At 35.1% G+C, this 15880-nt stretch carries 9 protein-coding genes and 1 pseudogene; 5 read left to right on the top strand and 5 right to left on the bottom strand.

Annotated elements, in window-relative coordinates:
* Positions 1–517 precede the first annotated feature (517 nt).
* Both ACFILA_RS04825 and ACFILA_RS04820 read left to right on the top strand, forming a co-directional pair.
* On the top strand, positions 518–1918 hold the full coding sequence (locus ACFILA_RS04825) for an amino acid permease (RefSeq protein ID WP_273791432.1): 1401 nt from the start codon (positions 518–520) through the stop codon (positions 1916–1918).
* Positions 1919–2933: 1015 nt separating this feature from the next.
* Entirely contained in the window at positions 2934–4325 is a 1392-nt protein-coding gene (locus tag ACFILA_RS04820; RefSeq protein ID WP_273790746.1) for an amino acid permease, read from the top strand.
* A 114-nt stretch (positions 4326–4439) separates the two neighbouring features.
* Here the strand turns inward: ACFILA_RS04820 and ilvC are convergent, their stop codons facing one another.
* The 3 genes from ilvC to ACFILA_RS04805 all read right to left on the bottom strand — a co-directional run bounded on the left by ilvC (position 4440) and on the right by ACFILA_RS04805 (position 8475).
* A complete protein-coding gene (ilvC, locus tag ACFILA_RS04815; RefSeq protein WP_273790747.1) occupies positions 4440–5459 on the bottom strand; it encodes a ketol-acid reductoisomerase in 1020 nt (339 codons plus the stop codon).
* 1074 nt (positions 5460–6533) lie between these two features.
* On the bottom strand, positions 6534–7268 hold the full coding sequence (locus tag ACFILA_RS04810) for a pyridoxine 5'-phosphate synthase (protein WP_375660752.1): 735 nt from the start codon (positions 7266–7268) through the stop codon (positions 6534–6536).
* Positions 7269–7353: 85 nt separating this feature from the next.
* Positions 7354–8475 (bottom strand): ATP-dependent RecD-like DNA helicase, encoded by a 1122-nt coding sequence (locus ACFILA_RS04805; RefSeq protein WP_273790749.1) that lies wholly within the window; start codon positions 8473–8475, stop codon positions 7354–7356.
* Positions 8476–9434: 959 nt separating this feature from the next.
* On the opposite strand from ACFILA_RS04805, the gene ACFILA_RS04800 reads away from it, so the two are divergent.
* The 3 genes and pseudogenes from ACFILA_RS04800 to ACFILA_RS04790 all read left to right on the top strand — a co-directional run bounded on the left by ACFILA_RS04800 (position 9435) and on the right by ACFILA_RS04790 (position 11301).
* On the top strand, positions 9435–10361 hold the full coding sequence (locus tag ACFILA_RS04800) for a D-2-hydroxyacid dehydrogenase family protein (protein ID WP_375660751.1): 927 nt from the start codon (positions 9435–9437) through the stop codon (positions 10359–10361).
* A 70-nt stretch (positions 10362–10431) separates the two neighbouring features.
* A pseudogene (locus ACFILA_RS04795) lies at positions 10432–10533 on the top strand (integrase); the annotation flags it as partial.
* Between the two features lie 162 nt (positions 10534–10695).
* Complete coding sequence (locus tag ACFILA_RS04790) at positions 10696–11301, top strand: hypothetical protein (protein ID WP_375660750.1); 606 nt, start codon at positions 10696–10698, stop codon at positions 11299–11301.
* Positions 11302–12204: 903 nt separating this feature from the next.
* Here the strand turns inward: ACFILA_RS04790 and ACFILA_RS04785 are convergent.
* Positions 12205–14004: an acetolactate synthase 3 large subunit gene (locus ACFILA_RS04785; protein ID WP_375660749.1), complete on the bottom strand. Its 1800-nt coding sequence runs from the start codon at positions 14002–14004 to the stop codon at positions 12205–12207.
* 270 nt (positions 14005–14274) lie between these two features.
* The gene (gene miaA, locus ACFILA_RS04780) at positions 14275–15147 is read right to left on the bottom strand and encodes a tRNA (adenosine(37)-N6)-dimethylallyltransferase MiaA (RefSeq protein WP_273790753.1); all 873 of its coding nucleotides are present in this window, start codon (positions 15145–15147) and stop codon (positions 14275–14277) included.
* Between the last annotated feature and the right edge of the window lie 733 nt (positions 15148–15880).

Here is a 15880-nt window from a genome sequence, read left to right as displayed (position 1 = left end):
AAGCTATGATATTTCTCTTTTCGTTTATGAAACAAAAGTAACTTTTTGATTTATGATAGCACCATACAAACAAAAAAATGATTTTAAAAATCATTTTAATTTTCCATTAAAAATTGTTTCTTAAACTAAGATGAGAACTCTCGAGTGCTATTTGAGCAAAAAGTAAAACTCTCACCATTATGAATAATAATAAATAATGCACTGATTACAAATAATAAGTTTCAAAAAATTATAAAAACTCCTGACAACTTTCTGAAATAATTTTAAAAGCCCCACGTCTTTTAATGAACAATTTATTTGTTATTCATAACAATAAAAAGCTCCCTATTCAAATATCTGTTACGTTATTTAAGAGGACAACATTCTCTTTTTTCAAAAGTATATTCTTTTCTTTATCCACACAAAATCATAAAAAACGTTTTTTTCCTTTACACCTCATTTATATCATGCTTCGATACGAAATAATGCTTTTTTAGTGTAATTTAATCTCAAAATAATTAAAGGGAACCCCCAAAAAATGAGCTACAAACAAAATTTAAAAGATAATTCTCAGAATAAGTTGCAGCGTGGACTACACAACCGACATGTACAACTTATAGCCATTGGTGGTGCTATTGGAACAGGTCTCTTCATGGGGGCAGGAAAAACAATTAGTGTAGCAGGTCCTTCCATCATACTCGTTTATGCTATTATCGGTTTTGCTCTATACTTTGTCATGCGTGCTATGGGAGAATTGTTGCTTTCTAATTCACAATACCGATCTCTTATTGATTTTTCAACCGATATGCTAGGACCGGGAATCGCTTTCTTTGTTGGCTGGAGCTATTGGTTGAGCTGGGTTGTAACTGGAGCTGCTGACATTATTGCCATCATCACTTATATGAACTTTTGGTGGCCAACACTCAATCCATGGTTTACCGTTTTTACCTGCATTAGTGTCTTTTTAATCTTTAACCTCTTTGCCGTGAAACTATTCGGTGAACTTGAATTCTGGTTTGGTCTTATCAAAGTCGTCGCAATTTTAGCATTAATTGTTGTGGGATTTTATATGATCGTTACGGGCTTTACCTCTCCCAATGGTACGGTTGCTTCTCTCAATCACGTATGGAACGATGGAAATATCTTTCCGCGAGGAATGACAGGTTTTTTTGCTGGATTTCAAATTGCCATTTTTTCTTTTGTTGGTATAGAAATTGCTGGAACAACCGCTGCTGAAGTAAAAGAACCTAAAAAAGTTCTCCCCAAAGCAATTAATGCAATACCGGTCCGTATTGTACTCTTTTACATTTTTTCTCTCGCTGTAATTATGTCTGTCACACCTTGGGATCAAATTGTTCCAGATAAAAGCCCCTTTGTCTCGATGTTTTGGCTTGCAGGCATTCCGATAGCTGCTGGCTTGGTGAACTTTGTCGTTATCACCTCAGCTGCCTCTTCAGCAAATAGTGGTATTTTTTCTACCAGCCGTATGATATATGGGCTTGCAACACAAAAAGGTGCCCCTCCAATTTTAGGTAAACTTTCCAGATACCATGTTCCAGCCAATGCTCTATTCTTTTCCTGTTTATGTATTTTAATAGGGTATACAATTGCCTCACTCTCTCCAAGCCTCATAAGTGCTTTTACAATTGTGACAAGCATTTCAGCTATTGCATTTTTATTCGTATGGTCTGTAATTTTGATTAGCTATATTGTGTATCGTCGCAATCGCCCTCATCTACACGCTGAATCCATTTATAAAATGCCAGGAGGTGTTGTCATGTGTGGGATAATTTTAGTTTTCTTTGTTTTCATGCTCTATTTGTTGACATTAGAAGCTGATACTCTACTAGCCTTAAAATATAGTATATTCTGGTTTGTTTTCTTGGGTATAATGTATTTTATGTTTGTAAAGAAAAAAATAACTCAAGGTAACAAATAAAGTCTATACATAAAAACATCTCAAAAAAGGGTAATTTTAGTTACCCTTTTTCTACTTAACCTCCTCCCCAAACATCAAAAAACGACGATTCCTACCGGCACCGGTTTGTAAACAATCCGGCTTATTAAGGGGGAATGCTGCTGATCATTTATATGGTTCACCTACATAAGGCTCTATGGGCTAGCCCTGCCCTGAACACTCACCACCCATTCTAAAAATACTTAATGTGTAAAATGTTATATGCTTTATATCACTACTCTACACAACAGTACTTTACTGTATAATAGGATAAGAACGAGCTATTCTGTAAAGAATTCTCTATAAACTTCACTGACATTGTTTACTAATAAAACATGAGATTTTATCTAAAACTTCCCCCCCAAAAAAAATTTATATTCAATTTTTTATCAAAATTAAAAATATAGCTCTAAACAGAATATATCTTAATAGCTATCTGCAATAAAAAAAGATTCTATGAAAATATTTTTCTATTTGTAATAAATTTTAAATATAAATACTTAAAGATAAATTTTAAATATGTTTTTTCATATTTTAAATAATAGTTTAACTACTTAAACTTATTTTATTTATATATAAAGTTTTATATTTAATAAATTTACAATTTTATTTATATTTTTCTATATATAAAAATCTACATTAATAAATAATTTTAAATATAAAGATATTTATACAATAAATTACTATAAATAAATATACATAAATATAAATTATTATTTATATACAAATAATAATAATATATAATATAAATTATATTATATATTATATATATAAATTATGTATAAAACATAAAAAATCAAAAAAATATAATACAGTTTATCTTTTGTTTCTTATATATAAAATAATTATTCCATTAGTTAATAATGTTTTTGCTTTATTCACATATAGTCATAGAAAAAAATTCCTTTACTCCTTAACCATAGCGTGTTCCGATAGAAGGAATTACCTTTTTTAGGGTAATTTTTATTTAAAAATAACTAAGGAGAACTCCCCAAAAATGAACAAACAAAATTTAGAAAAAAAACCTAAGAAGAAATTGCAACGTGGACTACATAACCGACACATACAACTTATAGCCCTTGGTGGAGCGATTGGAACAGGTCTCTTCATGGGATCAGGAAAAACAATCAGTGTAGCAGGCCCCTCAATTCTACTCGTTTATGCAATTATTGGTTGTGCTCTATACTTTGTCATGCGTGCTATGGGAGAGTTATTGCTTTCTAATACACAATACCGATCTTTTATTGACTTCTCAACCGATCTTCTAGGGCCATGTGCCGGATTCTTTATCGGCTGGACATATTGGTTGTGTTGGATTGTCACTGGAACTGCTGAAATTATTGCTATTGTCACTTACACACACTTTTGGTGGCCTGAGCTCAATCCGTGGATTCCTGTTATAATTGGTCTTATGTCCTTTTTAATTCTTAACCTCGTCGCCGTAAAACTATTTGGCGAACTTGAGTTTTGGTTTGGTTTTATCAAAATCGTAGCAATTCTAGTCCTAATCGTTGTAGGATTTTATATGATCTTTACCGGTTTTGTCTCTCCAAACGGTACGGTTGCTTCTCTTAGCCATATATGGAACGGTGGGAATATTTTTCCGCGAGGAATTACAGGCTTTTTTGCTGGATTTCAAATTGTTATTTTTGCTTTTGTTGGCATTGAACTCGCTGGAACAGCTGCTGCTGAAGTAAAAGAGCCTCAAAAAGCTTTACCACAGGCTGTTAATTCAATACCAATCCGCATTGTATTCTTTTATATATTCTCTCTTCTTGTGATTATGTCTGTGACGCCGTGGGATCAAATCAGTCCAGAAAAAAGCCCATTTGTAACAATGTATGCACTTATTGGTATTCCAACTGCTGCAGGTTTGATGAACTTTGTTGTCCTCACAGCTGCCGCATCTTCAGCAAATAGTGGAATTTTTTCTACCAGCCGTATGATATATGGGCTAGCAACACAAAAAGGTGCTCCTAAATTTTTAGGAAAACTTTCTCGTAACCACGTTCCAGCCAACGCATTATTCTTTTCATGTATATGCATCTTATTTGGTTATGCCGTCGTATCGTTATCTCAAACACTCATAGCTGCTTTTACAATTGTTACGACAATTGCCGCAACTTTGTTTATATTTGTATGGTCTATCATTTTGATCAGCTATATCATCTATCGCCGCAATCGTCCTCTCCAGCATACTGTCTCTCCTTATAAAATGCCAGGAGGTGTTGTTATGTGTTGGGCGCTTCTTGTTTTCTTTGCATTCATTATCTATTTATTGTCATTAGAAGCTGACACTGCCATAGCTTTAAAATACACTCCAGCATGGTTCATATTTTTAGGAATTGTATACTTTCTTTTTGGGAAAAAGAATTATGCAAAAAATTAAAAAATAAAGCTTATATTACAAAAAACATATAAAAAAGGGTAACTAAAGTTACCCTTTTTTGATATTTATCTATAAAATTATAAAAGCTATTGACAAAATATCTCTGTAGAATCTTCAATTACGCTCTTTATCAACCAAAGCATTCGATTTTATCCAAGGCATCATAGAACGAAGTTTTTTACCAACTTCTTCAATAGGATGATTATCATTTAAACGCCGCATACTTTTAAAATGAGCAGCACCAGCTTTATATTCTTGAATCCAATTCGATGTAAATTTACCCGTTTGAATATCTTTCAATATACGTTTCATTTCTGCTCTGGTTTTCTCCGTAATCACACGTGGACCAGACATATATTCACCCCATTCAGCTGTATTAGAAATCGAATAATTCATATTTGCAATGCCCCCTTCATACATGAGATCAACAATCAGTTTAACCTCATGCAAACACTCAAAATAAGCCATTTCCGGTGCATAACCTGCTTCCGTTAGTGTTTCATAACCTGCTCGAATCAATTCAACAAGACCACCACAAAGAACCGCTTGTTCACCAAAAAGATCAGTTTCGCACTCTTCTTTAAATGTTGTTTCAATCACCCCAGCACGTCCACCACCAAGTCCACATGCATAAGACAATGCTACATTATGTGCATGCCCTGAAGCATCTTGCGCCACCGCTATTAAACAAGGAACACCACAACCCCGTTGGTATTCATTACGAACTGTATGACCTGGACCTTTAGGAGCAATCATCACAATATCAACGTTTTTTTTAGGTTCAATCAAGCCAAAATGAATACTTAAACCATGAGCAAAAGCAATTGCTGCCCCGTCGCGTAAATGATCATGAATATGTTCCTTATAAATATCAGCTTGCAATTCATCTGGTGTTGCCATCATGATGAGATCTGCCCATTTTGCTGCTTCAGCAACACTCACCACTTCAAAACCATCGGCCATAGCCTTTTTAACTGTTTCCGACCCTGAACGCAAAGCTATTTGCACATTTTTAACACCGGAATCTTTCAAGTTTAAAGCGTGCGCACGCCCTTGAGAACCATAACCAACAATGGCTACTTTTTTCCCTTTAATGAGATTAACATCCGCATCACGATCATAATAAACACGCATAAAAAAATTCCTTCTTTCTCTATTTAAACTGGATTTCAGATTATTTTTATTAAATAAGAAACATTATCTTTAGTGCATCACACACTTATAAAGACAAAAAACACCGCTTATAAAAACACAGCAATTGAATAATTTTAAAGTTTACATATTGCATAGAAAAAACTGTAATCCCCAAACATTCCTAAAACATATACAGATCCCCAAATAACTTCAACTGCTATTCTACAAAAATAATAATTACACAAAATAAGATTTCTAAAGAAAATTTAGCTAATATTCTACTCTTCTATCGTGCAACAAAACGCTATATTCTAAAAATTAAGATACAACATACAATTTTTAACATGAACCAAATCAATATGGATAGCAAGAAAAATTACAAAATAACAAGTATTGTTTTAATACAACCTTCAAAAGCATATACAACAATATCTTTAGAATAATAGAGAGGATGTTTTTACTTTTTACGTTCTTTAATATCCACGCTTCTCACGCAAAAAAGAACACCCCCATACGGCCATTATGTTATCCATTTATGGCGCCTTATAAAAAAATTTTAATATGCTCGAGCCCTTTTCAAGAATCCCCTATAATAGTCTAAGATTTATTGCACACCACTCTCTTTACTTCATAAAGCTACAAGTCGATATCATCATTCTATTTAACAGCTCCTATTGCATTAAGCTTACTCATAAGGAGATTTTACGTTATACTATTTACAGATAACCCGAAAATGAGCTCAAATATCAAGAAAATTTGTGTATTGATCCATTAAAATCCTACGCACTCCTTTATAATGGAAATACTTTCAAAACCCTATTTCTTCTCCCTTCAAAGAAATTATAGTAAGTAGATTTGGTAAAATTTCCTCATAATGGATGGTATATCAAAAAGCATTTCATACCCTAAAAAACACAAAAAATAGAAAGCTACCAATAAACAGAGGAAAATAGAATATTTTATAATGTATGCTAATAGTGCTACTTATCTCAAACATGTATAAAATTGTTTTTTAAGATAAATTGACAAACCTCTATAAAAATTTCTCTTCCAATTTTTATAGAGAAAAAAAGATTACGATAATAATCGGATAAAACGCTGAACAGTCTCATGCATTCCATACTCCAACGCATCAGCAATAAGCCCATGGCCAATAGAAACTTCATCAAGCCAAGGAATCTTTTTGACAAGAGCAGGAAGATTCATAATTGTCAGATCATGCCCTGCATTCATACCTAACTGCAACTCTTTTGCTCTTCTTGCTGCTAAAACAAGTTTATTGAGCTCTTGAACTTGTTTTATTTTGTCCTGAAATGCACCACCGTAAGGTCCCGTGTAAAATTCCACACGATCAGCACCCATTGCTTTAGCAATATCAAGACCATCGACAGTAGGGTTAGCAAAAAGGGATACACGAATCTTTCTTTTTTTTAAATTCTGAATAATAGGTGCTAAAAATTCTGCATCATGAGCAAAATTCCAACCATGATCAGACGTTGACTGATCTGGATCATCAGGAACAAGGGTAATCTGATCCGCGTAGTTTTCAGCGATATCTAAAAATTGATCACTGGGATAACCTTCAATATTAAACTCAGCTATAGGAAAAGCGTTCTTGATTAAACAGTATATATCTGGCAAATCCGCAAAACGAATATGCCTTTCATCAGGGCGTGGATGAACCGTCAAACCTGCTGCTCCAGCAGCAAGCGCTATATGCCCAATATTCGTTATACTTGGCCACGGAAGATTACGTCGATTACGCAAAACAGCAACAGCATTAAGATTAACCGAAAGTTTTACCGCCATGCCCATTTCCATTTTTTTATAGTGTGTAACAAGATAGAAAAAAGGCATTTTCCATCTGAAACTTAGATGATATACATATTTTTTTCTATCGAACAATCATTAAACGTTCTGCTGCGCGCGTAATTCCCGTATAAAGCCAGCGCGCATACATATCACGAAATGCAAAACTTTCATCAAACAAAACGACATTATTCCATTGAGAACCTTGCGCCTTATGAACCGTTAATGCATACCCATAATCAAAATCATCATATCGCTTTTTTAATTGCCATGAAATTTCTTGATCAGGGTTTTCAAACGCTGCTTTTAAAAGTTTAATCTTTGCTACCCCACGCTCACTTTCTTCTGGTTTAACAAGAAGATTAATACTCGGTTTAACTGTCTCCTTCTGTGAAGTCATCACCTTCCATAAAGAGCCATTCAACAAACCTTTAATAGGATCATTTCGCAAACACACCAGCTTATCTCCTGCTTGCGGATAATCTGCTGTAAATTCTTTTAACACACGCAAACGCTGATTATAAAGGTAGCGCGTACGATTAACCCCCACCAATACCTGATCAGCATCCAAAACCAATTGTTGATTGACTTCTTTACGTGTAACAACACAAGCTTCTCCATAGTCACCATAAGCAATATCGCGTCCTTCACGCACGTCCATAGCAAGACGTATAATCGGATTATCTCGCGCTTGCCGATGAATTTCTGAAAGAAGAAAATCTGGTTCTCCACTGGAAAAAAATCCTCCACCTGATATAGGAGGCAATTGGCCTGGATCACCAAGAACAAGAATTGGCGTCCGAAAACTCATTAAATCACGCGCCAATTTTTCATCGACCATCGAACACTCATCAACAATAATGAGTTTAGCTTGTGCAGCAGCACTTCTTCGATTTAATGTAAATGTTGGAGCGATAGACTTTTTTCCTGTTATTTCATCGGAAACTTCCTCTTCACCACGTGGACAATAAATCAGCGAATGAATCGTACAAGCATTGCTTGCACCTTTAGAACGTAAAACCTGCGCCGCCTTCCCTGTAAAAGCAGCAAACTGAACAGAACCATCAACTGTTTCTGCAAAATAGCGCGCAAGCGTCGTCTTACCCGTCCCCGCATAGCCAAAAAGGCGAAAAAGAGGAGAACGCCCTTCCTTCAACCACGCGGCAACAGCCTTCAATGCATTATCCTGTTCCCGTGAAAACTGCATAGCTTACCAACATAAGATTTGCATAAAAAGAGCAGTATTTTGAAAAAAAACTACTATCAAGAAAAAATTTTTTATTAAGAATTGCTGATACACACCCATCTAACAACTTTCGTAGCACAATTATCAATTATTTACCCATTGCTTTTTCAAGATATTGTAACAATCTAAATTTTATCTATACATCGATCTTCTTGGTAACACTTTATGCGTATCAAATAAAATATCATTTTTTACAACAGTAACACCAACAATGGAAGATGCATATCTTAAATTTAAAATAACACCTCTATACGCTTTTTCTAACCCCAAAATTTAGAATGAGAAAAAGAGCATTGCAATTGCAAAACCCTCACTAGAAAAAATGTCCTTAACAGGATAAGAATAATGTAATTTTTGAACGCTATTTTACACAATCAATCAGCTTTCTTGCACATAAAAAATAAAGTACATCCACTATTACGAAATAATAATAAATATATCAAAAACCTTTTGGCAAAAATAGAAATAGCTCTCAACAAAACGACTTAATCCTATGATGATACACCTATAAGGTTCCTATTTCCCTCTTATCATGATTTTAATAAATTTACTCTTCATGCTACAAATATGTTATATCTCAACGAATAAAGAGAGACATCACGCTTATATGAAGCACGCTTTATCTCGCACAAATATGGAACTTTTTCTGTTTCAACAATAAAATATGGTTCGTAAGTATGGCCTTCTTGGTAGTCTATTATAAGAAAACTGGGACATGGTTTCATGTCCAGCGTAGCACTTCAGGTTCGTCCTCTAGAATATGAGAAAAGCGCAATTCTCCATCGACTGAGTCAAACTTTTTCTTTTTGTCGCAATGTTTTAAAGTTTATAAAAACTAACTGATTAATACTATTCTTATTGCTAGAAATAACAATGAAATAATGAGCTCAAATATTGATGAATGAAACGGAAGGTTTAAATTGAAAATATTAATTCCAGACGACTATCAAAAAGCCACCCTAACATTACAGTCTATTACAAAATTAATGAAATTGCATGAAGTGCTGGTTATAAATAATTTAGCTAAAGAATGTGATTTAGAAGATAAGCTCAAAGAGATAGATATTCTTATCTTAATCAGAGAGCGGACTATAGTTGATAGAAATCTTCTCCTGAAACTGCCAAATTTAAAATTAATCTGCCAAACAGGCCCTATAGGTTCACATATTGATATAGAAACTTGTAGAGACTTAGGAAGTGAAATATTAGACGGTGGTGGAGATCCAACTTCTGCTGCTGAATTTGCGTGGCTCTTAATTATGTCTGCGCGTAGAAAACTCTGTAAATCTGTATCTGATATGAAAAAAGGACGATGGCAAACAACATTTGGCAACCAAATGAAAGGGGCTACTCTTGGAATATTCGGGTTTGGCCGTATTGGTAAAATGGTTGCTCAATATGCTCAAGCTTTTGGCATGTCCATTTTGGTTTATGGGAGCGAGCGTTCAACGCAAGAAGCAAAAAATTTAGGTTATCATTTTACGCATTCAAAAGATGAATTTTTTACACGTCCTGACGTTATATCCGTCCATTTACGTTTAAGCGATAAAACCAGAGAAATCATAAAATTAGATGATCTATTGAGCATGAAACCACATGCTATTTTTGTTAACACAGCGCGTTCAGCTTTGGTTGAAAAAGGGGCGATAGAAAAAATACTAAGTTTGGAAAATTCAACTTACTTTGCACTGGATGTTTATGACAGCGAGCCAGTATATGAGAGCAAATTATTGCAATCAGATAGAGTTCTTTGCACACCGCATCTGGGCTATGTGACTGAAGAAAGCTTTGAGAATTATATTGAAAAAGCTTGCCAAAATATAGCGTCTTTTATAAAGAGCGCTTAATGCCGGCTGAGCCAATGTTTGTAAAATTTATCTTATATCGCTAGCCTATCAAATTTGCACGACACATATTGGCTGGACAGATGACGCCATGTCATCTCTTTACACAAAGAGCGCAGACCGTAAAAAACTCGCTCTTGAAGCTATAAAAAAACTTCAAAAAGATGAGGAATAGAGGCAAAAAAACGTAATAGAATCAATAGCGAATAAAACCCTCACTATTAATATAACTTATTGACTTAATTATTATTGAGTATCCATACGGTGGTATTGAATATTCGGTTGAGTTAAAAAAATAGCATTTTCGCTGCTACCACATAGAATATTGACAATTCTTATGAACAAAAAGGGGTCTATTACCCCTAGACCATATTTAATCTTTAAAAACCTTCCTGTTGATAGACAAATTAATACGTCATCTAATCCTTATAATTTAGATGCGTCTTGTAAAAGTGGCTATATTAGCGAAAATTTAATTATGATGTTTTCTGTAGTGATCGGAGAGCCTTATTCAATTAAGTTTGAAGGCGAACATATAGTAAATAACCTGCTTTCTTTAGAGGATAATAAAAAAGATTATACAGAATTAGGATCTGAAGTTGAGTTAGATTTTCATACAGAAAATGCTGCACTAAAATTTATAACGGGTTTAAATTTATCTCCTAAAGGGATCCTTTTATCTGGTGTTCGCAATGATGTTGATGGCCCGTTAACGAGAATATCTGATGCACGTCTAGCTTTAAAACTTTTAAGTGAGGAGGATTTGAGGAGCTTAAGGGATAATTTATATATAATTAATGTTCCCTATAGATGGAGAAAAAATGGGGTAACCTCTACAAGTAAAGTGCCCCTAGTTCACAGGGACAGTGAATTCCCAGATATCAGCGCTGTTTTTTATCCTGGCATGTTAGAACCACAGTCAAAAAAGCCAAGGAAGCTTTAGATCATTTTTATGAAGCTATTAAGGCTGTATCTTTTGGAATTGATGTACCACTAAGGAAGATTATTATACATTGATAACAGAAGGACTCTACACTCTAGAGATAAATTTTTTGGCTCATTTGATAGTTATGAAAATCCAATGCGGTGGATTCAAAGAGTGTTGGTCTCTGCAGATTTATGGAATCATAGATATATAGAACAAATAAAAGAAAGAGTATTTGATTTTCAATGTTAATGTCCTGATAATGATATAATGTTGAGTATTATTCTGGTTTATATATTGACGATACATCTCATATGTATAGGTTTCTCCCGCATAATCAGATGAGGTTACTACCTAATTATAAGCTATGGTAGCCAATTGATTTTCTATGGCTGCATTTGATCTTTGTTATTTTTTCCCTTCCTTCAAGCCGCTAGGGGGATTCCCCTATCAAGCCCTTGAAAAAGCGATTTGGAGTAATTTCATAATGCGAAACCAAAACATAGTGACAAACTTTTCTATTGTTTTCACAAGTATGACGGTTTGCATGGTTGCCCCCTTCAAGCACAGTGGATTTTTTTCTTGCACGATGGAATCTTTCATATATGAGACAACATAATTAATTTATAACAGATAATTCAATGTATTATCTAAAAAATGCAACGAAATAGCTATTAATGTGAACATATGAATTAAAAAAACAAACATCGCGTACAAATAAATTCAAACATAATTGTGCACACGACTTATAACATTTTTTAGATGAACAAATAATAATACACCCCATGTCTTTAAACAAAGAATGAAAATCATAAAATGATCTCTAAGGATAATAGGAACTCTCCACAAAGAAGAGACAGAGATGAGGACTCCAAAGACTTCATCATCACTATCCTTCATCATTTTGTTAACATATTAATTTTATACAAGAATCTTTCCCTCGGAAGAAATAGCATTTGCAATAGCTTCTTCGCTTGCCTCATCGGGTAATAACATCTCATTATGAGCACATCCCGATGGGATCATAGGAAAACAGTTTTCTAAATGATAAACACGACAATCAAAAAGAACAGGCTTATCACAGTCAATCATCTGCTGAATTTTATCATCAAGTTCATCGGGTTTTGAACAATGAATTCCCACGGCTCCATAAGCTTGTGCCAATTTCACAAAGTCAGGCATAGATTCCGTATAAGAATGAGAAAGACGATTACCATGCAGCAATTGCTGCCACTGGCGAACCATCCCCATATACTGATTATTTAAAATGAAAATTTTTACAGGTGTGTCATGCTGAATAGCTGTTGCAAGCTCTTGAATATTCATCTGAATGGAGGCATCACCAGAAATACACACAACAAGCGCATCAGGATGTGCTATTTGAACACCGATAGCGGCCGGAAGACCATACCCCATCGTTCCAAGACCACCAGAAGTCATCCAATGTTTTGGTTCATCAAAATGATAATACTGTGCTGCCCACATCTGATGCTGTCCGACATCCGTTGTAATATAAGCGTTCGCATCTTTGGTAAGGGCATACAGCCGTTCAAGAGCATATTGCGGCATAATGACATCTTTTTTCTCCGCATATGCCAATGAATTACGAGCTTTCCAACGGTTAATTTGCGTCCACCACGCCTCACGGACTTCACTGTTAAACGCTGGTTGCTGTATTTTTACGAGTTGCGTCATATCTCCTAAAACACAAGCCACATCACCAATAATTGGAACTTCTGCTTTTACAATTTTATTGATGGAAGAAGGATCAATATCAATATGAATAATACGCGCATGAGGTGCAAATGCATCAAGGCGCCCCGTGATACGATCATCAAATCGTGCTCCAACAGCTAACATGACATCACAATCATGCATGGCCATATTAGCCTCATAGGTTCCATGCATTCCAAGCATTCCAAGCCAATTTTTACCGGAAGCAGGATAAGCACCAAGTCCCATTAATGTTGAAGTAATCGGAAAATCCCCCAATTGAACCAAATTACGTAAAAGCTGTATAGCTTTCATCCCCGATGAAATAACACCACCACCAGAATAAATAATAGGGCGTTTTGCCTCAACTAAAAGAGAAACGGCAGATTCAATAGCCTTAATATTCCCTTTCAACGATGGAAAAGAATGTAAAGACTCCTGAACTTGAGGTGCTCTATAAAGTCCTGAAGCAAATTGAACATCCTTAGGAATATCAATCAAAACCGGCCCAGGACGACCTGATTGAGCAAGAGCAAAAGCTTCATGAATAATAGCCGCAAGATCATTGACATTTTTAACCAGCCAATTACGCTTCGTACAAGGCTTTGTAATTCCAACTGTATCAGCCTCTTGAAAAGCATTTGTTCCAATCACCGTTGTTGACACCTGCCCAGAAAAACAAACAAGAGGTATCGAATCCATAAGAGCATCTTGCAAAGGTGTCACAGCATTCGTTGCCCCTGGACCAGAAGTCACAAGCATAACCCCTACCTTCCCTGTGCTGCGTGCATAGCCTTCAGCCGCATGCCCTGCGGCTTGTTCATGGCGCACCAAAATATGCTGGAGTGTATCTTGGTGATAAAGAACATCAAAAATAGGCAAAACAGCCCCACCAGGATAACCAAAAATATGTTCAACGCCTTGATCTATAAGAGCCTGAATCACTATTTCAGCGCCCGACATTATTTTTCCATCTGCACTCTCTTGCTTTCTTGGATCATTTCTCATTTTTCCCACTCACCTACTTTATAGGACAATAAAAAAGCCCCTAACGGAGCCCATAAAAAAAGCCCCCAAAGGAGCCCATTACACAACACATACTGTATGATCACCCCCCATTATTCCAACGTATAAAATATATAAAAAATTCCTTGTAGACAGATTTCTAATTCCATTGATACCATTCGTCAATAAAAAATTATATTTTCTAAAAAATTTCTTTTTTACGAATTATCTTTTATCTTTCGAAAGTTTCTTTGCAAGGCTCCAGCTCCTTTATCAAAAAGTAAGCATCCATTCTTCATCAAATTGATTACGAAACCATGTCATTTGTCTTTTTGCATATCTCCTCGTTTGTATTTTCACCGCTTCAAGAGCACTCTCAAAGCTTCTATATCCATCCAAATAAGCCATAAACTCAGGTATACCAATAGCCTTCATTGCTGGTAATGAAGGGGAAAGTTTAAGTTTTTTCATAGCCACCACTTCTTCTAAAGCTCCTCTTTCAATCATAGAATCCAAGCGTTTATGAATACGTTCATAAAGCAGAGGACGTGGTGGCATGAGAAGAATTTTTTCGGTCAAATTTGGCGCAATGAGAGGTGTTGTTTTTTGTTTCTGCCACCAACTGAGCGTCTTACCGGTTGCATCATAAACTTCCAAAGCACGGACAATACGCTGTCTATCATGCGAAGAAATTTTTTCAGCAACAACAGCATCAATCTGCAACAACTGGCGATAAAGACTTTCAGGTCCCTCTTTATCAAGCAGCAAACGCCACTTCTGCCGCACAACATCTGGAACATGAGGGACTTCCGAAATCCCCTCTAAAAGAGCACGAAAATAAAGTCCTGTTCCACCAACAAAAATAACTGATCTTAAAGAAAAAGTAGCCAATAGCTCCTCGACATCACACAACCATTGCCCTACTGAATAGTTCAAAGTAGGACTCACATGACCATAAAGATAATGGGGAACAATCGCGGTGTCAGCCTCCCCCGGCCGTGCCGTTAAAATATTTAAAACATCATAAACCTGCATTGAATCAGTATTAATAATGAGAGCATTCTTTTCTTGAGCCATTTGCAAGGCAAGTTCTGACTTCCCACTTGCCGTTGGCCCTGCTATCAATGTAATTGTTCTTTGTGCCATAAATAGCAATTTCTCCCAATCAATAACTTATTGCAACATACAGACACCCCCAAAGCCACTATCTTCTCTCCATTATCATAGAGTAAATACTTCAAACAAAAATACGAACACAAATTCTCTTCAATACAAAGAAAATCCTATGAAACTTATAAAAAAGAAAAAATAGACTTAAGAACAACACCAAAGGAATTTCCAAGCATTTTTTGCTATCATAATTCAATAACAAACCACAGCTATAATAATTTTGTCCGTTTAGGCCATTAAAAACATACTCTTTGTCATCATTTATGAAAATAATACTGAGCTTAACCTATACAATCAAACAGCTTTATTTTTTCCTATAAAAACAGCATGCTACTCTGATTTATAATAGGAGATTCAGAAATTGTCTTCTTCACGCTCTTTTTTTATAACTATTTTTTCATCCATCACCAAGAAAGGTGTAAATATATATATAACTAATTTAGTCTAATATGATTTTTCTCTGAGAGAGCTTTTTTCAAACTGAAGTGAAAAAACGTTCTCTATAGCACACAAAATACAATCACAAAGTGCTAAAATTCTCACTAGATACAACATTATTTATAATAATAATTGACTTAAATACAAAACATAGATCTCTTATGCACTATTTTAAAGCCTAAGCTGTTGCAAAGTTGGAAATCTAGCAAATCTATGATGGTAGCAACTTGTACTTTTATTTAACGCAAAAATAGAGCTGCCCAATGAATTT

Source organism: Bartonella sp. CL71SXKL (genome assembly GCF_042194935.1).
Taxonomy (GTDB): Bacteria; Pseudomonadota; Alphaproteobacteria; order Rhizobiales; family Rhizobiaceae; genus Bartonella.
This window is presented reverse-complemented; position numbering and strand designations above follow the sequence as displayed.

Coding starts and splice junctions, on each gene's coding strand:
- ACFILA_RS04805 (WP_273790749.1), bottom strand. CDS start 8,475: ATGCAGTTTTCACGGGAACAGGATAATGCATTGAAGGCTGTTGCCGCG.
- ACFILA_RS04790 (WP_375660750.1), top strand. CDS start 10,696: ATGAACAAAAAGGGGTCTATTACCCCTAGACCATATTTAATCTTTAAA.
- ACFILA_RS04825 (WP_273791432.1), top strand. CDS start 518: ATGAGCTACAAACAAAATTTAAAAGATAATTCTCAGAATAAGTTGCAG.
- ACFILA_RS04810 (WP_375660752.1), bottom strand. CDS start 7,268: ATGGCGGTAAAACTTTCGGTTAATCTTAATGCTGTTGCTGTTTTGCGT.
- ilvC (WP_273790747.1), bottom strand. CDS start 5,459: ATGCGTGTTTATTATGATCGTGATGCGGATGTTAATCTCATTAAAGGG.
- miaA (WP_273790753.1), bottom strand. CDS start 15,147: ATGGCACAAAGAACAATTACATTGATAGCAGGGCCAACGGCAAGTGGG.
- ACFILA_RS04820 (WP_273790746.1), top strand. CDS start 2,934: ATGAACAAACAAAATTTAGAAAAAAAACCTAAGAAGAAATTGCAACGT.
- ACFILA_RS04785 (WP_375660749.1), bottom strand. CDS start 14,004: ATGAGAAATGATCCAAGAAAGCAAGAGAGTGCAGATGGAAAAATAATG.